The sequence below is a fragment of the Nocardia sp. NPDC052112 genome (genome assembly GCF_040680135.1).
Taxonomy (GTDB): Bacteria; Actinomycetota; Actinomycetes; order Mycobacteriales; family Mycobacteriaceae; genus Nocardia.
Genome location: NZ_JBFAWD010000002.1, coordinates 517,543 through 537,815, shown reverse-complemented (window position 1 = coordinate 537,815; position 20,273 = coordinate 517,543). Strand labels below are relative to the sequence as shown.

18 protein-coding genes are annotated in these 20,273 nt (G+C 65.2%); 11 read left to right on the top strand and 7 right to left on the bottom strand.

Annotated features, from left to right (window positions below; translation table 11 throughout):
* On the top strand, positions 1-1,182 hold the full coding sequence (locus tag AB0L58_RS05850; RefSeq protein WP_364381661.1) for an FAD-dependent monooxygenase: 1,182 nt from the start codon (positions 1-3) through the stop codon (positions 1,180-1,182).
* 254 nt (positions 1,183-1,436) lie between these two features.
* On the opposite strand, the gene AB0L58_RS05845 is transcribed toward AB0L58_RS05850, so the two are convergent.
* The gene (locus tag AB0L58_RS05845) at positions 1,437-2,219 is read right to left on the bottom strand and encodes a crotonase/enoyl-CoA hydratase family protein (protein WP_364381658.1); all 783 of its coding nucleotides are present in this window, start codon (positions 2,217-2,219) and stop codon (positions 1,437-1,439) included.
* Positions 2,220-2,325: 106 nt separating this feature from the next.
* Here AB0L58_RS05845 and AB0L58_RS05840 point away from each other — a divergent pair, with 106 nt between their 5' ends.
* Together AB0L58_RS05840 and AB0L58_RS05835 are read left to right on the top strand one after the other, a co-directional pair.
* Positions 2,326-3,975: an acyl-CoA synthetase gene (locus tag AB0L58_RS05840; RefSeq protein ID WP_364381655.1), complete on the top strand. Its 1,650-nt coding sequence runs from the start codon at positions 2,326-2,328 to the stop codon at positions 3,973-3,975.
* A 92-nt stretch (positions 3,976-4,067) separates the two neighbouring features.
* Positions 4,068-4,889 (top strand): acyl-CoA thioesterase domain-containing protein, encoded by an 822-nt coding sequence (locus tag AB0L58_RS05835; RefSeq protein WP_364381652.1) that lies wholly within the window; start codon positions 4,068-4,070, stop codon positions 4,887-4,889.
* A gap of 5 nt (positions 4,890-4,894) precedes the next feature.
* On the opposite strand, the gene AB0L58_RS05830 is transcribed toward AB0L58_RS05835, so the two are convergent.
* Complete coding sequence (locus AB0L58_RS05830; protein ID WP_364381649.1) at positions 4,895-5,311, bottom strand: VOC family protein; 417 nt, start codon at positions 5,309-5,311, stop codon at positions 4,895-4,897.
* Between the two features lie 194 nt (positions 5,312-5,505).
* Between AB0L58_RS05830 and AB0L58_RS05825 the strand changes: the two genes are divergently transcribed.
* Positions 5,506-6,498, top strand: coding sequence for a sigma-70 family RNA polymerase sigma factor (locus AB0L58_RS05825; protein WP_364381646.1), 993 nt, complete (start codon positions 5,506-5,508; stop codon positions 6,496-6,498).
* A 1,016-nt stretch (positions 6,499-7,514) separates the two neighbouring features.
* On the opposite strand, the gene AB0L58_RS05820 is transcribed toward AB0L58_RS05825, so the two are convergent.
* Together AB0L58_RS05820 and AB0L58_RS05815 are read right to left on the bottom strand one after the other, a co-directional pair.
* Entirely contained in the window at positions 7,515-9,059 is a 1,545-nt protein-coding gene (locus AB0L58_RS05820; RefSeq protein ID WP_364381644.1) for an acyl-CoA synthetase, read from the bottom strand.
* Between the two features lie 64 nt (positions 9,060-9,123).
* Positions 9,124-10,161, bottom strand: coding sequence for an LLM class F420-dependent oxidoreductase (locus tag AB0L58_RS05815; RefSeq protein WP_364381641.1), 1,038 nt, complete (start codon positions 10,159-10,161; stop codon positions 9,124-9,126).
* 204 nt (positions 10,162-10,365) lie between these two features.
* Here AB0L58_RS05815 and AB0L58_RS05810 point away from each other — a divergent pair, with 204 nt between their 5' ends.
* From AB0L58_RS05810 to AB0L58_RS05790, 5 genes are read left to right on the top strand one after another with little or no spacing between them, the layout of a single operon-like run.
* Positions 10,366-11,328 carry an OB-fold domain-containing protein gene (locus AB0L58_RS05810; protein ID WP_364381638.1) on the top strand — a complete coding sequence of 321 codons (963 nt, stop codon included), beginning with the start codon at positions 10,366-10,368 and terminating at the stop codon, positions 11,326-11,328.
* Between the two features lie 9 nt (positions 11,329-11,337).
* The gene (locus tag AB0L58_RS05805) at positions 11,338-12,414 is read left to right on the top strand and encodes a thiolase domain-containing protein (RefSeq protein ID WP_364381635.1); all 1,077 of its coding nucleotides are present in this window, start codon (positions 11,338-11,340) and stop codon (positions 12,412-12,414) included.
* A 23-nt stretch (positions 12,415-12,437) separates the two neighbouring features.
* The gene (locus AB0L58_RS05800) at positions 12,438-13,637 is read left to right on the top strand and encodes a thiolase domain-containing protein (RefSeq protein ID WP_364381814.1); all 1,200 of its coding nucleotides are present in this window, start codon (positions 12,438-12,440) and stop codon (positions 13,635-13,637) included.
* A 5-nt stretch (positions 13,638-13,642) separates the two neighbouring features.
* Positions 13,643-14,533 (top strand): TIGR03619 family F420-dependent LLM class oxidoreductase, encoded by an 891-nt coding sequence (locus tag AB0L58_RS05795; protein ID WP_364381811.1) that lies wholly within the window; start codon positions 13,643-13,645, stop codon positions 14,531-14,533.
* Positions 14,530-14,946, top strand: a complete 417-nt coding sequence (locus tag AB0L58_RS05790) for a nuclear transport factor 2 family protein (protein WP_364381632.1) — start codon at positions 14,530-14,532, stop codon at positions 14,944-14,946. The genes AB0L58_RS05795 and AB0L58_RS05790 overlap by 4 nt, the downstream gene beginning before the upstream one ends.
* 136 nt (positions 14,947-15,082) lie before the next feature.
* Here AB0L58_RS05790 and AB0L58_RS05785 read toward each other — a convergent pair whose 3' ends face one another.
* Complete coding sequence (locus tag AB0L58_RS05785) at positions 15,083-16,390, bottom strand: cytochrome P450 (protein WP_364381629.1); 1,308 nt, start codon at positions 16,388-16,390, stop codon at positions 15,083-15,085.
* A gap of 98 nt (positions 16,391-16,488) precedes the next feature.
* On the opposite strand from AB0L58_RS05785, the gene AB0L58_RS05780 reads away from it, so the two are divergent.
* Both AB0L58_RS05780 and AB0L58_RS05775 read left to right on the top strand, forming a co-directional pair.
* Complete coding sequence (locus tag AB0L58_RS05780; protein ID WP_364381626.1) at positions 16,489-17,652, top strand: steroid 3-ketoacyl-CoA thiolase; 1,164 nt, start codon at positions 16,489-16,491, stop codon at positions 17,650-17,652.
* 362 nt (positions 17,653-18,014) lie between these two features.
* Positions 18,015-18,431 (top strand): helix-turn-helix domain-containing protein, encoded by a 417-nt coding sequence (locus tag AB0L58_RS05775; protein ID WP_011207048.1) that lies wholly within the window; start codon positions 18,015-18,017, stop codon positions 18,429-18,431.
* A 312-nt stretch (positions 18,432-18,743) separates the two neighbouring features.
* On the opposite strand, the gene AB0L58_RS05770 is transcribed toward AB0L58_RS05775, so the two are convergent.
* Together AB0L58_RS05770 and AB0L58_RS05765 are read right to left on the bottom strand one after the other, a co-directional pair.
* On the bottom strand, positions 18,744-19,754 hold the full coding sequence (locus AB0L58_RS05770; protein ID WP_364381623.1) for a hypothetical protein: 1,011 nt from the start codon (positions 19,752-19,754) through the stop codon (positions 18,744-18,746).
* On the bottom strand, positions 19,751-20,266 hold the full coding sequence (locus AB0L58_RS05765; protein ID WP_364381620.1) for an ImmA/IrrE family metallo-endopeptidase: 516 nt from the start codon (positions 20,264-20,266) through the stop codon (positions 19,751-19,753). The genes AB0L58_RS05770 and AB0L58_RS05765 overlap by 4 nt, the downstream gene beginning before the upstream one ends.
* Positions 20,267-20,273 lie beyond the last annotated feature (7 nt).

Sequence of the window (20,273 nt, the reverse complement as noted above, 5' to 3'; positions counted from 1 at the left end):
ATGACTGCCACCCCACTGCCGGCGACCACGTCCATCGTCATCGTGGGGGCCGGTCCGGCCGGACTGACCACCGCGATCACCCTGGCCGACGCGGGTATCGACTTCGTACTGCTGGACCGGCTCGCCGAGGGCGCGAACACCTCGCGCGCCGCGGTCGTGCACGCCAGGACCCTGGAGGTGCTGCAGGAACTGGGCATGGCCGAGGAACTCGTCGACCGCGGCATCGTGGTGCCGACCTTCCGGGTACTGGACGGCAACCGCACACTGGCGACGGTGTCGTTCGGCGGACTGCCCACCGAGTATCCGTACACGCTGATGGTTCCGCAGGACACCACCGAAGCCGTACTGCTCGCGCGGCTGCGCAAGGCGGGCGGGGATGTGTACCGGCCCTACCAGATCACCGGGGTCGTCGAGGAAAACAGCGGCGTCACGGTCGAATACGTCGACGGCGCGGGCGCGATCGGCACCATCCGGGCGGACTACGTGGTCGGCGCGGACGGTATGCACAGCGTCGTCCGGGAGCAGGCCGGCATCGGCTTCACCGGCGACACCTACCCGGAATCCTTCGTGCTCGCCGATGTCCGCATGGACTGGCCGATCGGCCGCGACGAAGTGGCACTGCATCTTTCACCCGAGGGCGTGACGGTGGTGGCGCCGCTGCCGGACGACACCGAGCCGAACCGCTACCGGGTCGTGGCCACCGTCGCCGAGGCACCCGAACACCCGACCGCCGAGCAGATCCAGACCATCCTGGACACGCGTGGCCCAGGCGGTGCTGTGAAAGTCCTGGAGGTGCTGTGGAGCTCGCGCTTCCGGGTGCACCACCGCGTCGCGAACCACTACCGTGCGGGCCGCCTGCTGCTCGCCGGCGACGCCGCACACGTGCACAGCCCGGCGGGCGGACAGGGTATGAACACCGGCATCCAGGACGCGGCCTTCCTCGGCCCACTGCTGGCCCGTGTCATCAACGGCGAGCCCGATGCCCTGCTGGACACCTACGAAACCACCCGCCGCCCAGTCGCTCTCGGCGTCGTCGCCTTCACCGACCGGATGACCGAGATGGCGACCCTGCGCCCACTTCCGGCCCGCCTGCTGCGCAACACCGTCATGGCGGTGGCGACCCGTATCCCGGCCGTCCGCACCAAGCTGGCCTTCCGCCTCGCCGAGCTCGCCAACCGCTGAACCGCCACTGCTTGGCCATCGAACGCCTCCACCACAGGATGGAGGCGTTCGGCGCACCCCGGGAACGGTTCATTCGCCACCGCGTGGGGATTCGCCCGCCGCGCACTGTTATGCCCGGTCAATCGGCGCGTGTCGAACGAAAGGTGCGCGGCACATCCGATTCTGAATGGGGTTCAGTGCATAGTTGGAGGACGGCCAGGACAGCGGACGGTGGGCCCGGGTACACCGTTCGACTCCCTGGGCGACAACGGGATTCAGCTGCCGGTGAAGGTGGGCTTGCGCTTCTCGGCGAACGCCTTCGGGCCCTCCTTGGCATCGGCCGACCGGAAAACCGCCATGCCGAGCTTCGCTTCGATCTGGAAGGCATCCTCCTCCGGCATGGCCTCGGTCTCCCGAATCGTGCGCAGAATCGCCTGTACCGCAAGGGGGCCGTTGGCGGCGATCTGCCCGGCCAGTTCGAGCGCCTTGTCCAGGGCGGTACCGTCCGGCACCACATGGCCGATCAGCCCGATCTCCTTGGCTTCGGCGGCGGTGATGTGCCGACCGGTCAGCAGGATGTCCGCGGCCACGGTGTAGGGGATCTGGCGAACCAGTCGCACAGCCGAGCCGCCGAGCGGGAACAGGCCCCAGCGCGCCTCGGACACACCGAACTTCGCGCCTTCTCCGGCGACCCGGATATCGGTGCCCTGCAGGATCTCGGTGCCGCCCGCGATGGCCGGACCTTCGACCGCCGCGATCAGCGGTTTGGTGAGCCTGCGCCCCTTGAGCAGCGCCTCGAGTTTGGTCGGGTCGAAGCTGCCCGCGGTGGAGGCGTCACCGGGATGCCGGGCGGTCATCGCCTTGAGATCCATACCCGCGCAGAAGGCGCCGCCCGCTCCGGTCAGAATCGCGGCGCGGATTTCGGGATCGTTGTCCACCTGATCCCAAGCGTCGCGCATGATCGCCATCATCTCGGCCGAAAGGGCATTGCGGGCCTCGGGCCGATTCATGGTGACGATGAGGACGTGATCGCGCTTCTCGACGAGGCAATCTGGCATTGGGAGATTCTCCTGACTTTCCAGGGGGATGGCAGGTCGGCGGAGCCGCCCGGGCTGGGCAAATTCGGCCTTGTCAGAAACAGTAACACGTTCTATTTTTAGCTCTGTGAGCTACAACATAGCGGACCTAGTCGAACACGCCATCGATCTGATGCCCGACCGCGTAGCGCTGGCCGACGACGGCCGCGAGGTGACTTACGCGCAGTTGGAGGAGCGAGCCAATAAACTCGCCAACTACCTGCTGCAACAGGGTGTCCAACCCGGCGACAAGGTGGGCATCTATTCACGTAACACGATCGAGGCCGTCGAGGCCATGGTCGCGGTCTTCAAGGCTCGCGCCGTGATGATCAACGTGAATTTCCGATATGTCGAGAACGAGTTGCAGTACATCTTCGACAATTCGGATATGGTCGCGCTGATCCATGAGCGCCGCTACAGCGACCGGGTAGCCGGGGTGCGCCCGAATACGCCCCTGCTGAAGACGGTCATCGTCGTGGACGACGATACGACCGACACCATCCCCACCGCAGCGGATTCGGTGGAATACGAGACGGTGCTGGCGGCGTCATCCGGTGAGCGCGACTTCGGCGAACGCTCGGCCGACGACATCTTCATGCTCTACACCGGCGGCACCACCGGCCTGCCCAAGGGCGTGATGTGGCGGCACGAGGACTGGTGGCGCGTGCTCGGCGGCGGCATCAACTTCCTGACCGGCGAATACGTCGAGGACGAATGGCATCAGTCCAAGACCGGTGCGGGCAACCCGCAGATGGTCCGCTTCCCGATTCCGCCGATGATCCACGGTGGCTCACAAACCGCGACCTTCCACAGCCTGTTCGACGGCGGTAAGGCCGTGATGATTCCGGAGTTCACCGGACACGGCGTGTGGCAGCACATCGACCGACACAAGATCAACCTCATCTTCATCACCGGTGACGCCATGGCCCGGCCGATGATGGATGCGCTCGCCGAGGGCAACCCGGAAACCGGTGAGCCGTACGATCTTTCGAGCCTGTACCTGATCGCCAGCAGTGCGGCGCTGTTCTCGCCGACGCTCAAAGACCAGTTCCTGGAACGGCTGCCGAACCGGATGATCACCGACTCCATCGGCTCCTCCGAAACCGGCTTCGGCGGTCTGGCCGTTGTCGCCAAGGGCGCCAACCACACCGGCGGCCCGCGGGTGAAGATCGATGCCGCCACCCAGGTACTCGACGACCAGGGCAATCCGGTGGCACCCGGCTCCGGGCAAGTCGGCTTCCTTGCGCGCAGCGGCCATATTCCGGTCGGCTACTACAAGGACGAGGCCAAGACCAAGGCGACGTTCAAAGAGTTCAACGGAATTCGCTACTCCATTCCCGGCGATTACGCCAGGGTCGAGGAGGACGGCACGGTCACCATGCTCGGCCGCGGATCGGTGAGCATCAATAGCGGCGGCGAGAAGATCTACCCGGAGGAGGTCGAGGGCGCGCTCAAGATTCATCCCGAGATCTTCGACGCGCTCGTGGTCGGTGTCCCCGATGAGCGTTGGGGGCAGCGGGTGGCGGCGGTCGTGCAATGTCGCGGCGATAGGCGGCCCACCCTCGAGGAGTTGCGTCCGGTGCTCACGCAGGAGATCGCGCCGTACAAGCTGCCGCGCAGTGTGTGGTTCGTCGATCAGATCAAGCGCAATCCGGCGGGCAAGCCCGATTACCGTTGGGCCAAGGCGCAAACCGAGGAGCGCCCGGCCGACGAGCACGTCGAGGCGAGCGGCAAGTAGTACCGGCTGGCACCGACATCGGCAAGGGCTGCCGCGCAACCTGCGGCGGCCCTTGCCGTGTGCTGTTGGTCCAACGGCGATAGGAGATCGAATTGGCAACGCCCCTTGCGTTTTTCGCGGCAACCGACGACGGGTTCGAGCCGCTGCCGTTCGCCGCGAGCGCGTGGTCGCCGAATATGGTCAATGGACCCGCGGTCTGTGGACTGCTGGCCAGGGCGCTGGAGACCCAGCATTGCGCGGAAGGGTTCTCGCCCGCCCGGCTGACCGTCGATCTGTTCCGGCCCACCCTGTACAAGCCGGTGACGGTGGTGACCGAGCTGGTACGCGACGGCAACCGGATCCGGGTCGCCGATGCCGCACTGATGCAGGACGGCGCGGATGTGGCCCGCGCCAGCGCCGTCTTCCTGAAGCGGTCGGTACAGCCGCCGGGCGAGCGGTGGATGCGATCGGAAGCACCGGAGCCGCCGCCGATTCCGATCGCGGATGGACCGACGGCACCGATGTGGCACAGCGGGCCCGACGGCTGGTCGTCCAGGATCGGCGATCATCAGAACAGCGGACGCAAGCGCATGTGGCAGGCCCCGCTCTCGGTGCTCGAGGGTGAGCCACCCTCGGCATTCGCCGGTGTGGCGATGATCGGCGAGTCGACAAGTCTCATGACCAATTGGGGTACCACCGGAATCGGTTTCATCAATGCCGATCTGACACTGGCGCTGGCGCGTCCACTGATCGGGTTGGAGATCGGGGTCGAAGCCGACAGCCACATCAGCGCCGATGGAATCGCCGTCGGTAGTGCGACCTTGTTCGATCGGCACGGCTCCTTCGGCACCTGCGTGGTGACCGCACTGTCCAACGCCGAGCGGCAGATCGACTTCAGCAATGGCGATCCGCGCCGGAGAGTCGGCATTCAGTAGCGCATTCAGTTGCCGGGATAGTCCATCCAGAACGGCTCCCACTGGTGGCCATCGGGATCGATGAAAGTACGGCCGAACATGCCGACCTGGGCCTCCTGCGCCCTGCGGTCCTCGTTGATCTCCTCGGTGGCACCCGCGGCCAGTGCGGCATTGGTGAGTACATCGACCTCGTGCGCGCTGGCCAGGGACAACGCGTAGGCGCCGCCGGTGGTCGCGACCGTGTCGGCGATCGGGCGCTTGCTGAAGGTCGTGAAGAAGTCCCTGGTCAGCAGCATGACGCAGATGTTGTCGTCGATGACGATGCAGGCGGCATTGTCGTCTGTGAAGTCCTGATTCACCTTCCAGCCGATCGCCTCGTAGAAGTTCTTGGACCGGCCCAGGTCCGCCACGGGCAGATTGATGAAGATCATCTTGCTGGGCATGCGGATCCCTTACGTCGGCTTCGGCGGTCTCTGGGTAGAGACGGATCGAGCACACGAAACTCATCGGTTCCGGGCGCTTGGTGGTCGGATATCTCGCGATGATCTTGAAGCCGCAGGTAGGCGGCGGTCTCGCCTTCGCTCGCCCAAGCGCAAGGGTCTCGAATGTGTCGGTGGGCTGTGGCATGGTGACACCCATGAACGACTCCGTCGGCCTCACCCCGGACGTCCTCGAATCCTTCGAGGGACACCGGCGGGAACTGTGCGCCTACGCCTATCGCATGCTCGGCTCCTCCTTCGAAGCGGAGGACGCGGTGCAGGAGACCTTCACCCGCGCGTGGAAGTCCTATGACTCGTTCGAAGGGCGCGCCAGCCTACGGTCCTGGCTGTACAAGATCACCACCAATGTCTGCCTCGATATGCTCGACGGGCCACAGCGCCGGGCCCGGCCGATGGATCTGTCCGGTCCATCGCGACCGGATTCCCCGCTGCCCATGCCGCAGCCGGATTACGTTTGGATCGAACCGATCCCGAATGCACTGGCGTTCGGATCGGATCCGGCCGAGCACGCCTCGGCCAAGGACACACTGCGCCTGGCATTCGTCGCGGCCTGTCAACATCTGCCCGCGACCCAGCGCGCCATCCTGATCATGCGCGAAGTACTGCGGTTCTCGGCCAGCGAGACCGCCGAGGCGCTCACCATGTCCCCCGCCTCGGTGAACAGCGCACTGCAGCGCGCCAGGGCCACCATGTCGAAGGTGCAGCCCACGGCCACCGACACCTATGACGAAACCGATGGCGACCAGCGCAAACTCGTCGACGATTTCGTCAAGGCCTTCGAGGCCTACGATATGGACACCCTGACCACCCTGCTGAAAACCGATGTGGCACTGTCCATGCCGCCGATCGAACTCTGGGTCTCGGGCCCCGAGAATGTGGCCGCCTTCATGCTCGGCCACGGCAAGGGCTGCCGCGATTCCCGCATGATCCGCCTGGAAGGCGCCAACGGCCTTCCCGCCTTCGGCCACTACAAGCCGAGCGAAACCGAACCCGGCGTCTGGCTCCCCTGGTCCATCACCGTGCTGGAACTCGACGGCGACGCCATCGCCGGCCTCAACTTCTTCCTCGACACCGAAAAACTGTTCCCCCTCTTCGGCTTGGCACCGGAGCTGCGCGAACCGGTTGCGTGAGCGGGGTTGTCCCGGGTCTGGGAGGTTACCGGAGGGCATGGGTGGCCGAGCCAAGAGACAGGCGGGGCGAATTAGCGGGCGGGCAGGACGAACTAGCCGACAAGCACAACGAACCGGAGTAACCCTGGCCAAACCTGAGGACACCCAACCCCAGGCCGGGCCAGCGGATGCCCCGCTGACTCCAATGCCGCGGATGCATTAACGTGCCGCGCACGAATTCGCCGGGCAATCCGTGCACGGCGTGTGAAAGCGTGTACGGCACAAGTGACTACAGCCAGACGGGTACCTGGGACCAGACAACACGCCCTCGCTGCTTCCGGAGTCGCGCACTCGTTAACGTGCCGCGCACGAATTCGCCGGGCAAATCCATGCGCGGCGTGCGAAAGCGTGTACGGCACAAGTGACTACAGCCAGACAGGTACCTGGGACCAGACGAGCCGACGGGCAAGGCGAACCAGGGAGCGAGCAGGGCGAGTCAGCGGACGAGCAGGCCAGACCAGCCCGCATGCAGGACCCAACGAGCGGACGCCCGCCGATTCCGGTGCCGCGCACGCGGTGGCGCGCCACGCACGGATTCACCGAGCAAGCACAAGCGCGGCGTGCGAAAACGCGCGCAGCACAAGTGACTACAACGCGACCGGGCAGGCCGGATCAGTGCGCGCGCGGGCGTCACGCAGCCCCGGGACTACCCCGCATAATCTGGGGGCGGGTAGTCCCGGATCTGGGCCGAAAGCGCTGACGGTGAGGCGAGCAGACCGAACGGCGTGACACGCATACCAGATAACCGGCGCGACCGGAACGCACAGCCAGTGAACGTCCCACACAAGCTCTGACTCCGCACAACGTAAACCCTCTGCGCGACGGTTACTGGGTCTGCGACAGCTCCCCATGCCGGGCGAGGTGACCAGCAGGGACGGGCCAGCGGGCGCCTCGTTGATTCCGGTGTCTGCGGCGAGACGGGTAGGGCCCGATCAGTGGGCGCGGGCATCACGCACAGCACTGGGTGCGGTAGCGCGCTAGGCCGGGATGTAGCGGTCGCGGAGTTTGCGCTTGTAGAGCTTGCCGTTGGGGTCGCGGGGGAGTTCTTCGAGGTAGTCGATGGAACGGGGCATTTTATATTTCGCCAATTGGGTTGCGGCGAAAGCCAATAGTTCGGCGGTGAGGCCGGCGTTGCCTTCGACACCGGCGGCGGGCTGGACGACGGCCTTGACTTCCTGGCCCCAATCCGGGTGGGGCAGACCGAAGACCGCGACATCTTCGACCTTCGGGTGGGTGGTCAGGACATTCTCGATTTCGGCGGGGTAGATGTTCACACCGCCGGACAGGATCAGGTCGGAGCGACGGTCGTGCAGGTAGAGGTAGCCGTCCTCGTCGAGGTGGCCGATATCGCCGACGGTGAAAAGGTCACCGACCCTCGACTCTTCGGTCTTTTCCTTGGCGTGGTGGTATTCGAAGCTGGACGCACCCATCTTCATATAGACCAGACCGGGCTCCCCGGCGGGCAACTCGGAGCCGTCTTCCTCGCTGAGCACCTTGATGACCGACCACGGCCAGGCCTTGCCCACCGAGCCCGGCTTCTTCAGCCAGTCGGTGCCGTTGATGACAGTGCCGCCGCCCTCGGTCGCCGCGTAGTACTCGGTAACCGTCGGCCCCCACCACTCCAGCATCTGCCGCTTGGTCTCGGCCGGGCACGGGGCCGCGCCGTGCACCATGCTGCGCAGCGATGACACGTCGTACTTGGCACGGACCTCCGCTGGTAGTGCGAGCAGCCGGTGGAACTGGGTCGGCACCATATGGCTGTGGGTCACCCGATACTTGTCGATGAGCCGCAGCATCTCCTCGGCGTCCCAGCGATCCATCAGAACGAGCTTGTGCCCCAACTGAATAGAGATGGTCGCGAAGTTCAGCACGGCCGTGTGGTACAGCGGCGAGCCGCAGATGTGCACATGATCGTCATAGGGCTTCAGTTCGAACAGCCCGAAGAACGCGGTCGAATGCACCGGAACGACATCCGGATCGGTGCCGGTGAGTGGACGCCGAACCCCCTTTGGCCGCCCCGTAGTTCCCGAGGTGTAGAGCATCGGCGCACCGGTGGTCCGGTTATCGGGCCGACCGGTATCGGCCGCACCCAGCCACGCCACCGGCTTGAAGCCCTCGATCTCACCGACCGCGAAGCGCGCGGTGGCGGGCAGTCCGGCCTCATCCGCGGCGGCGATCGCGGCGGCGGCGAACCGATCACTGGCGATGAAGGCCTTGGCCTCGCTGTCGGCGAGGATGTAGGCGACTTCCGGGCCGGTCAGATGCCAGTTCACCGCGACGATGTAGAGCCCGGCCTGATAGGACGCGAAGTAGGCGGCGACCGCCTCGACGCAGTTGTGCACCATGGTGACCAGCACATCGCCGGGCTGCAGGCCGAGCGACCGCAGTCCGGTGCCGTAACGGTTTGCGAGCGTGGCCAATTCGCGATAGGTCACCTCGCGGCCGGATGGATCCACCAGTGCGATCCGATCGGGTTCCGCGTTCGCGATGTTCCAGAGACCAAGGATTTCTGCTGACTCCATCGGGGAATGGTGCGGAGCCGACGGGGTGGGTGAATCAGTCACCCCTACGAATCTAGAACGTGTTCTACATCTGTACAAGGGGTGCGAGCCGATGCAATTGCTCGATATCTGGAACCGACACCAGCATCTCGGTGACTCCCGCGGCTTCCCAGACCCCGAGTTGCTTACGCACATGCTCCTCGTCGCCGATGATCGCGGTATCCAGAATCAGCTCATCCGGCACCATCGCGGCGGCCTCGGCCTTCTTCCCGGATTGGAACAGCCTGCCGATCTCGTCGACCTCGCGCTCATAGCCCATGCGTCGGTACACCTGCGCGTGGAAATTCAGTTCCGGCGCACCCATGCCGCCGATGTAGAGCGCCATGATCCAGCGCATCCGCTCCAGCTCGCTCTTGGGATCATCGGTGATCACCACCTGACAGCTCGCCGCGATCTCGAAATCGTCCCGTGAACGCCGCGCGCCCGCCCTGGCGAAGCCCTCGTCGAGCCAGTCGTTGTACATCCCGGCCAGCCGCGGCGCGTAGTAGATCGCCAGCCAGCCGTCGGCGATCTCGGCCGTCAGCGCCACATTCTTCGGCCCCTCCGCACCCAGCCAGATCGGCATATCCGCTCGTAGCGGGTGCACGATCGGCTTGAGCGGCTTACCGAGCCCGGTCGAACCCGGCCCGGTGTAGGGCAGCGGATACTGCGGCCCGTCATTGGTGACCGGCGCTTGCCGCTCCAAGATGCGGCGGATGATTCCGACGTACTCCCTGGTGCGCTGCAGCGGCTTGGCGAACGGCTGCCCGTACCAGCCCTCGACCACCTGCGGTCCCGAGACACCGAGCCCGAGGATGGCCCGCCCGCCACTGAGGTGGTCGAGCGTCAGCGCGTGCATGGCCGTCGCGGCGGGCGTGCGAGCCGACAGCTGCACCACCGATGTGCCCAGCCGCACCCGAGTCGTCGACGAGCCCCACCACATCAGCGGCCCGAAGGCATCCGAGCCCCAGGATTCGGCCGCGAAAACCGCGTCGAATCCGGCCGCCTCGGCGGCGACCACCAACTCACCGGCATTCTGCGGCGGCTGCGCCATCCAGTACCCGAGTTGCAATCCGAACTTCATGGGAGACCTCTTTCCACCGCTGCGACTGCTTGCAGGTCGCTCGAAAGAACCAGCAACTTCTTGCCACCAGAATAAGAACCTGTTCTACTCGATTTCGTGGCTGAAGAAAATACTGCGTCGCGGAGCGACTCCATGGGGGGTGGTGGTCGGGCGACGGGCGGGCATACCGCATCCGGCACAATCACGGATGAGCGAGGGTCGGATTTGGACACCGGACCCGATGTACTCAGCGCACCCCTGCGGGTGCAATTCGATTACACACGATCGGTCGGACCGATCATCGGCACCTTCCTGGCCAAGCTGCGCGCCCGCAGGATCGTGGGCGTGCGCGGCTCGGACGGGCGGGTGCTGGTGCCGCCGCCGGAATACGATCCGGTCACCTCCGCACCGCTGACCGAATTCGTCGATGTGGCCGATACCGGCACCGTCCAGTCGTGGACCTTCGTACGCGATCCGCTGCCCGGTCAGCCGTTCGACCGCCCGTTCGCCTATGCCTTGATCAAGCTCGACGGCGCGGACACCACACTGCTGCACGCCGTCGATGTCGCCGCGCCCGAGGACATCCACTCCGGCATGCGTGTGGTCGCGCGCTGGGCCGACGAAACCATCGGCAGCATCAAGGACATCGCCTGCTTCGAACCGGGCGAGACTTCCACCGCGCCGGCCGAAGCCGACGCGGACGGTGAGCCGATCGAGGTGCTCATCACCCCGGTCGACCTGCACTACCTGCACAGCGCATCGCCGCAGGAGACCGTCTACCTGCGCGGTCTGGCCGAAGGCAAGCTGCTCGGCGGACGCACAGATGCCGCGGGCAAGGTGTACTTCCCGCCGCGCGGCGCCAATCCGACCGACGGCAGGCCGACCGACGAAATCGTCGAACTGCCCGACCGCGGCATTGTCACCACCTTCTGCATCGTGAATGTGCCGTTCCTCGGCCAGCGGATCAAGCCGCCGTACGTCGCGGCATATGTGCTGCTCGACGGCGCCGATATCCCGGTGCTGCACCTGGTGCTCGGCTGTGAGGCGAGCGAGGTGCGGATGGGCATGCGGGTGGAGGCGGTGTGGAAACCACGCGAGGAGTGGGGCTTCGGGCTCAGCAATGTGGACCACTTCCGCCCCACCGGCGAGCCGGATGCCGACTACGAGACCTATAAGCACCACCTCTGAGAGGCCACGTTGACGAACAACGCTCTGCCTACCCACCCCGCCTCCGACGGCTACCGTCCCCCTTGCGACATCGCGGTTGTGGGCTTCGCCCACGCACCGCATGTGCCGGAGACCTTCGGCACCACCAATGGTGTCGAGATGCTGGTGCCCATTTTCCAGCAGCTCTACGCCCGACTCGGCATTACCAAGTCCGATATCGACTTCTGGTGTTCCGGTTCCTCGGATTACCTTGCGGGCCGGCCCTTCTCGTTCATCTCAGCGGTCGACGCCATCGGCGCGGTGCCACCGATCAACGAATCGCATGTCGAAATGGACGCCGCCTGGGCGCTCTACGAGGCATTCGTCAAACTCCGCTCCGGCCAGGCGCAGACGGCACTGGTGTACGGCTTCGGCAAGTCCTCCGCGGGTACGCTGCGTCAGGTTCTGACCATGCAGCTCGATCCGTATCTGGTCACTCCGCTGTGGCCGGACGCACTGTCCATCGCGGGTCTGCAGGCACAGGCCGGACTGGACGCGGGCCGTTGGACCGAGCGCGATATGGCGGCGGTGGCCGCCGGTGATTCCGGTGATATCGAAAGCCTGCTCGCCACACCGTATGTCGCCGACCCGCTGCGCGCGCACGATGTCGCACCGGTCACCGACGGGGCGGCCGCCATCGTGCTCGCGGTCGGCGACCGGGCGCGCGAACTGTGCGAACGTCCGGCCTGGATCACCGGTATGGCACATCGGGTGGACACCCCCAATCTCGGAGCCCGAGATCTGACCGTATCCCCGTCGACTTCGGCCGCGGCGCAGACGGTTACCGGTGGCGATACCAGCGGTTTCGATATCGCGGAACTGCATGCGCAATTCAGCCATCAGCAGCTGATCCTCGCCGAGGCCATCGGCCTGCGGCCCGAGACCGAGGTGAATCCGTCGGGCGGCGCTCTCGCCGGGAATCCGATGTTCGCGGCGGGTCTGGAACGCATCGGTTTCGCGGCCGAGGCGATTATCGCGGGCACCGCGAATCGGGCGCTCGCCCATGCCAGCAGCGGTCCGGCCCTGCAACAGAACTTGGTAGCCGTTTTGGATTCGGAGGCGAGATGAACACAGTATCGCGCAGCGATTCGATGAGGGGTGGTGGTCGGGCGACGGGCGGGCGTTTCCCCGCTGCGGTGCTCGGCACCGGACAAACCCATCACGTGACGAAACGAACCGATGTGTCCATGGCGGGCATGTGTCGCGAGGCCATCGACCGCGCACTCGTCGATGCCGGACTCACCATCGCCGATATCGATGCGGTGGTGGTCGGTAAGGCGCCGGACTTCTTCGAGGGCGTCATGATGCCCGAGCTGTATCTGGCGGATGCCTTGGGCGCCACCGGAAAGCCGCTGCTCCGAGTGCACACCGCCGGATCCGTCGGCGGCTCCACCGGTATCGTCGCCGCCAATCTGGTGCAGGCCGGGGTGCACAAGCGCGTACTCGCCATTGCCTGGGAGAAGCAGTCGGAATCGAATGCCATGTGGGCGCTGTCCGTTCCGGTGCCCTTCACCATGCCGGTCGGCGCGGGTGCGGGCGGCTACTTCGCCCCGCACGTGCGTTCCTACATCCGGCGGTCGAATGCACCGAGCCATATCGGCGCGCTCGTGGCGGTGAAGGATCGCCGCAATGGCGCCAAGAACCCGCTGGCACATCTGCACCAGCCCGATATCACGTTGGAGAAGGTGCTCTCCTCCCAGATGCTGTGGGATCCCATCCGATTCGATGAGACCTGCCCGTCCTCGGACGGCGCGTGTGCCCTGGTGATCGGTGACGAGGAAGCCGCGAAGGCCGTCGAGGCCACCGGCAAGAAGGTCGCGTGGGTGCATGGCACCGCCATGCGCACCGAGCCCACCACCTTCGCCGGGCGTGACCAGGTCAATCCACAGGCCGGACAGGATGCCGCGGCCGCACTGTGGCAGGCCGCCGGAATCACCGATCCGCTCAATGAAATCGATGCCGCCGAGATCTACGTGCCGTTCTCCTGGTTCGAGCCGATGTGGCTGGAGAACCTCGGCTTCGTCCCGCAGGGCGACGGCTGGAAGCTCACCGATAAGGGCGAGACCGAGATCGGCGGCACCCTGCCGGTCAATCCGTCCGGCGGCGTGCTGTCCTCGAATCCGATCGGCGCCTCCGGCCTCATTCGATTCGCCGAGGCCGCCAAACAGGTCATGGGCCGGGCCGGGGACTACCAGGTCGCGAATGCCAAGAAGGCGCTCGGACACGCGTATGGCGGCGGGTCGCAGTACTTCTCGATGTGGGTGGTCGGCTCGGAGCAGCCCAGCCGATGACCCCGCTGAAGTTTACCGTCGGTATCGCGCTGAGTCCGCTGGAGCAGCTGCCGGAACTGGCGAAAACCGCCGAGGAGTGCGGATTTTCGTCGATCGCTCTGCCGGACTCACTGTTCTACATGAAGTCGGCGGCGGCGAAGTATCCCTACACCGCCGACGGCAGCCGCTTCTGGGGCCCGGAGACGCCGTGGGTCGACCCGCTGATCGGCGCGACCGCCATGGCCGCGGTGACCAGCCGAATTCACTTCTACACCAACGTGCTCAAGCTCGGTTCGCGCAATCCGCTGCTGCTCGCGCGACAGGTGGGCTCCGTCGCCAACCTGTCCGGTAACCGGTTCGGGTTCGGCGTCGGAATCGGCTGGGCGCCTGAGGAATTCGAATGGTGCGGGGTGCCCTACGCCGATCGCGGCGCACGGGTCGACGAGATGATCGAGGTCATCAAGCTGGTACTCGGCGGCGGCATGGTCGAGTACCACGGGAAGTTCTTCGATTTCGATCCACTGCAGATCAGCCCGGCGCCGAGCGAACCGGTGCCGTTCTACATCGGCGGCCACACCGCCCCGGCACTGCGCCGGGCGGCCAAGGTCGGTGACGGCTGGACCTCGGCGATGATGACCTACGACGAACTGCGCGCCACCATCGGCAAGCTCGATGAGCTGCGCGCTGAATTCGGCAAGGAAAGTGCACCCTTCGAGATTCAGGCGGTGTGCATCGACAAGTTCGGCCGCTCCGGATATCAGGATCTGGCCGATGCCGGGGTGACCGATGCGATCGTGGTCCCGTGGCTGGCCGATGGCATCGGCTTCGACGGTGAGCTGGCGGCCAAACAGGAGTCATTGCGCCGGTTTGCCGCGAAGAATATCGAGGAACCCATCGTCGCGAAGGCACGCGTATGAGCAATTCCGAACATCCAGCACGGTCCGCCGGACTCGCCTCGCAGGCCGCGGTGCGGGCCAAGGACAAGCAGGCCTGGGTCGAACTGTTCGCGAGCGACGGCATTGTCGAAGATCCCATCGGCCCTTCGGGTTTCGATCCGGAGGGCAAGGGCCATCGCGGCAAGGAGGCGATCGCGGCTTTCTGGGATATGGCGATCGCGAAGACCGATTCGATCGAGTTCCTGTTCGAGGACTCCTTCGCCTGCGGTAACGAGATCGCCTTCACCGGTCTGATCCGCACCAAGATGGGCGGGCATCAGATCGATGCCGAGGGCGTGTTCACATACAAGGTCGACGAATCGGGCAAAATCGCCGCGCTGCGGGCCTTCTGGGAGGTCGACCGCGCAATGGCTACGGCCAAGCCGATTACCTGAGCGCGCTGCCTCTCCCCTCGGGGGCAGCACAACAAGGGCCCTCGCACCGGCTATTGGGCAAACCGGTGCGGGGGCCCTTGTCTGTCACCGAATGCCGGGGACCAGGCTGCCGACACAAGCCTGGATCCCCGGCGGTTCAGTGCGCGACCGGACAGCCCGAGGCCTTGTAGTCGACCTGGAATTCCTTGACCCCGTTGAGCCAGCCGGAGCGCAGCCGCTTGGGATCGCCGAGCTTGGTGATATCGGGCATGGCGTCGGCAATGGCGTTGAAGATCAGATCGACCTCCATCCGCGCCAGATTCGCGCCGATGCAGAAGTGCGCGCCGGTACCGCCGAAGGACAAGTGCTGGTTGTCCTTTCGCATGATGTCGAACTTCTCCGGGTGCTCGAAGACGTCCTCGTCGAAGTTGGCCGAGCGGTAGAGCATGACCACCCGCTGCCCCTTCTTGATCTGCACGCCACCGAGTTCGGTGTCCTCCAGCGCGGTCCGCTGGAACGAGGTGACCGGGGTGGCCCAGCGGATGATCTCGTCGGCGGCGGTGGCCGGGCGCTCCTTCTTGAACAACTCCCACTGGTCCGGATGCTCCAGGAAGGCCGCCATGCCGTGGGTGATCGCATTGCGGGTCGTCTCATTGCCCGCGACGGCCAGCATGATCACGAAGAAGCCGAATTCCTCCGGGGTCAACTCATCGCCGTCGACATCGGCCTCGATCAGCTTGGTCACGATATCGTCGGCCGGGCATTCCTTACGGGCCGCGGCCATTTGGTAGGCATAGCCGAGCACCTCGGCCGAGGCGGCGACCGGATCCGCCGTGCTCTCCGGATCGTCGTAGCCGGTCATATCGTTGGACCAGGTGAAGACCTTCCTGCGGTCCTCCTGCGGGATGCCGATCAGCTCGGCGATGGCCTGCAGCGGCAGTTCGGAGGCGACCTGCGTGACGAAGTCACCGGTGCCGTTCTCCACCGCCTCCTTCACGATGGCCTCGGCCCTGGTCTTGAGTTCGGCTTTCAGACCGTTGATCACGCGCGGGGTAAAACCGCGGGAGATGATCTTGCGCAGTTTGGTGTGCTGCGGCGCGTCCATATTCAACAGGACGAAGCGCTGCAGTTCGATCTGCTCGCGGGTGATGTCGTCGTTGAAGCGCGGGATGGCAGTGTTCTCGAAGGTGGAGAACACCTCGCTGCGGCGCGATACTTCCTTGACGTCCGCGTGCTTGCTCACCACCCAGAAGCCGTCGTCATGGAAGCCGCCGACCTCGGCGGGTTGTGGGTTCCACCAGATCGGTGCGGTACGACGCAGTTCGGCGTACTCCTCGACCGGAACCCGCTCGGCGTAAATGTCCGGGTCCGTGACATCGAACCCATCCGGCAGATTCGGCCGGGCATTCCGCTGGTCTACCACCAGATGTCTCCTTCGACAAACTGAAACACGTTCTACAATCATTCAAGCATAGGCTGCATAATGAGGGAAGAACAGGACAGATTCTGCGCAGGCATCTGTGAACACACGTTTCAGTTTCTGTCCCAGAGGAAAGGTTGGACATGGGCACACCCGTCATCGTCGAGGCCGCACGCACCCCCATTGGCAAGCGCGGCGGCTGGCTCGCCGGACTGCACGCCGCCGAACTGCTCGGCCTCGCCCAGCGCGGACTGCTCGAGAAGGCACATCTGGATCCCGCGGCGGTGGAGCAGGTCATCGGCGGCTGCGTCACCCAGGCCGGTGAACAGTCCAACAACGTGACCCGCGTCGCATGGCTGCACGCCGGACTGCCGTGGCAAGTCGGCGCCACCACCATCGACGCGCAGTGCGGATCGGCGCAGCAGGCCAACCATCTGATCGCCGGACTGATCGCGACCGGCGCCATCGATATCGGTATGGCCTGCGGCGTGGAGGCGATGAGCCGAGTTCCCTTGGGCGCCAACGTCGGCGAGAACGCGGGCCCGCGCCGACCAGCCTCCTGGAATATCGATCTGCCGAATCAATTCGAGGCGGCCGAGCGTATTGCCAAGCGGCGCGGCTTCACTCGCGACGATCTCGACGGACTCGGTGTCCGCTCGCAGCGGCTGGCCGCCCAGGCCTGGGCCGAGGGGCGCTTCGACCGCGAAGTGCTCACCGTGACGGCGCCCGCCGTCGATAAGGAAGGCAAGCTCACCGGCGAAAAGCTCGACGTGACAAGGGATCAGGGCCTGCGTGACACCACCCCCGAGGGGCTGGCCAAGCTGAAGCCGGTACTGGAGGGCGGCATCCATACCGCGGGCACCTCCTCGCAGATCTCCGATGGCGCGGCTGCGGTGCTGCTGATGGACGAAAAGGCCGCGCAGCGAGCGGGTTTGCGCCCGCGCGCCCGCATCGTGACCCAGGTGCTCGTCGGCGCGGAGCCGGAATTCCACCTCGACGGTCCGGTGCAGGCATGCACCCGGCTGCTCGAACGCTCCGGAATGAATATCGGCGATATCGACCTTTTCGAGATCAATGAAGCCTTTGCGGCAGTGGCACTTTCGTGGGCCTCTGTACACGAACCAGACATGGACCGCGTCAATGTAAACGGGGGCGCGATTGCCCTCGGACATCCCGTGGGTTCAACCGGATCTCGGCTCATCACAACGGCTTTGCACGAACTCGAGCGTTCCGGCGGTAGCACCGCGATGGTGCTCATGTGTGCGGGTGGTGCATTGGCGACAGGCACCATCATCGAGAGGTTGTAGCACTTTCAACCAATTCTGCCCCATAAGTTGAACGTTCATCCCCAAGAGCTCAAAACGTGTCGTACGCCACACAAAGACCAGCGCAGACACGTAGATGACCCATCAGCTATCTTTTCGCTATCATGGACTCGACGGGGAAGACCCTCGCGACGGGCCAGAACCGGTGCACGCCACCTGTTCTCAAGTGCCGTTGGCGCGACCCGCAAACGCGACCGTCGCAGTGCCTTCCCCGGAGCGGCACCTAGAAGCTTCAAGGAAATCCCGAATCAGGCGTAGGTTTTCAGTTACTGAGCCGCTAATATCAATGATACGTATCCGAGATAACGACTGTTAGTACAGCGAAGGGAATTGGGCGGCTCACAATGGCTGATTTCGCGGCGCGGCTGAACAAGCTGTTCGAAACCGTGCATCCCCCGGGGCGCAAGCCGCACACCAACGCGGAGGTTGCGGCTGCGCTGACGGCCTCCGGGCATCCGATCTCGAAACCGTACCTCTCGCAGTTGCGGTCGGGACAGCGGACCAACCCGTCGGACGAAACGGTGGCTGCACTGGCCAAGTTCTTCAAGGTCAAGCCGGACTACTTCTTCAACGACATCTATGCCGCCAAGATCGATCACGATCTGGAGTTGCTGTCCCAGCTGCAGGGCTATGGACTGCGACGGTTGTCGAGTAGGGCGTTCGATCTGTCCGAAGAATCACAGAACCTCCTCACCTCCATGGCGGAGAAGTTGCGGGCAAGCGAGGGTTTGCCCGAAATTCCTCCGGACGGTACCGAATAGGTTCTCTCACAGCGCAGTACGGTGCGGCCCAGAGGGTCGCACCGTACTGCGTCATGGGCATGGATGCTTATCGACTTCGTCGCATCCGCGTCACCCATAAAATTATGGGCTTGGCGATGAACGCAGGGTTGCGATAAAAGCGCGCCTCAGTCAGCGGGTTGTGACGAAATCAGTTGTGCGGATACATCGGTAGACACATGGAATCCGGCATGGCCATCATCCTTGCCGGATTCCTTGCTATGTCAACCAAATTGAATACCCAGGGCGGGCCCTTCAGAATGCTTCGGACTGATCGGTTTCGAAGTTACTCGATCAATTACGGGCAGCAGCTCCGGCACCCGCTTCGTAGGCACGCGCGATTGCCTGGACCCAACCGCGGGGACTAATGCCCTCGGGCGGAGCAATCCACCGCGCGTCGACTACTACATCGCCCAATGGGTTTCGCGCCCACTGCGCAACTCGGTCGGCACGCGCCGATACCAGTGGCGGCGGCGGCCCCGCGGCGACCAATTCGACACCACCGCCGGATTGCAGATACAGCGCGTCCATGATCTGCGCGACCTGATCGGATGCCCTGAGCTGCGTCGACGTACCGGGCTGGCCGTGGGCGACCACCTCCGGAAACCGGCCGACCATGATGCGGTGCAGAACCTTGGTCTGCCGCAACAGAATTCGCGCGCGCACCCACAACTCCACCACGATCCAGACCGCGCCGAACGCGATGAGCAGCGCGGCCGCCGCCCAGATCGGCCAGGCCCAGTCCGGCTCACCGGCCTTCGCGGGCGACGCATCGATGCAGGCCCGGCGGACCTGCAGCACCGCGAGCACCGCGACAACCGCGGTGCCCGCGGTGTAGATAGCGATACCGCGTCCGAGGGTGGTCCAGTCCAGATTGCGCACGCCGGTGACCACGATGAAAACGCAGCCGAGTGCGACGATTATCCAGCCGAAAGTGGTGGACCAGAACAGATTCACCGCCATCGCGAGCACGCCGAGGCCATAGCCGACGAAGGCGATCCGGCGCAGATTACTGCGCGAAACGACCGGCCACGCCGCCGCCGCGACTACGGAGGTCGCGGTCGCGAAGAGGATCCACGCCGAGGCGACGACGCCGTCGGCGAGCGGGCCCGAATGCAGACCGCGCGGCAGCAGATTGTCCAGCGCCAGCGCGATCTCGGGAACCGCGACGGTGGCCGCGAGTGCGACCGCGGCGACCGCGACCACAATCGCCACCCTGGCGGTCGTCGCGGGCTTCACCAGCACACGCCCCACACGCGCACCGGCGGCAACCCAGACCAGCATGGCCGTCAACCAGAGGGTCATCCCAGCGCCTCATCGAATCGAAGGACCGAGACGCCTGCGCCCCGGCTGTTGAATACGCGGAGTCGGGTCATCAACATGGCGGCGAAGGTTTCGGCCTCCCATTCGGCGAGTTCGTCCGCGCCGTCGTCGACGATCTGCTGATGCGCCCGCTGACTGAGCATGTAGGCGATGAGATCGTCGCTGGCCTCCAGCGTCACCTCCGGTGCGGGCGCACCCGCGTGATCGAAGACGATATGGCCCAATTCGTGGGCGAGCGTGTGGTCGCGGCTCGGCAGCGCGGCGGCGAGCACGATGACATCGCGGTCCGGATAGAAACGGCGCTGGCCACAGACCCCGGGACCCAGTTGGGCACTGGCGATTTCGATCTCGCGACGCCGCTCGCTGGCAATGGAGGCGACGACCTCCTCGAGGGTGGTCGCATCGGAATCCGCGGCGACCGCGCATACCGCGTCGACCGCCGCCGCGACCCGGCGGTAGGCCCGGAGGCCGCTGTGCGTTCTGCTTTCACTCATCGAACGC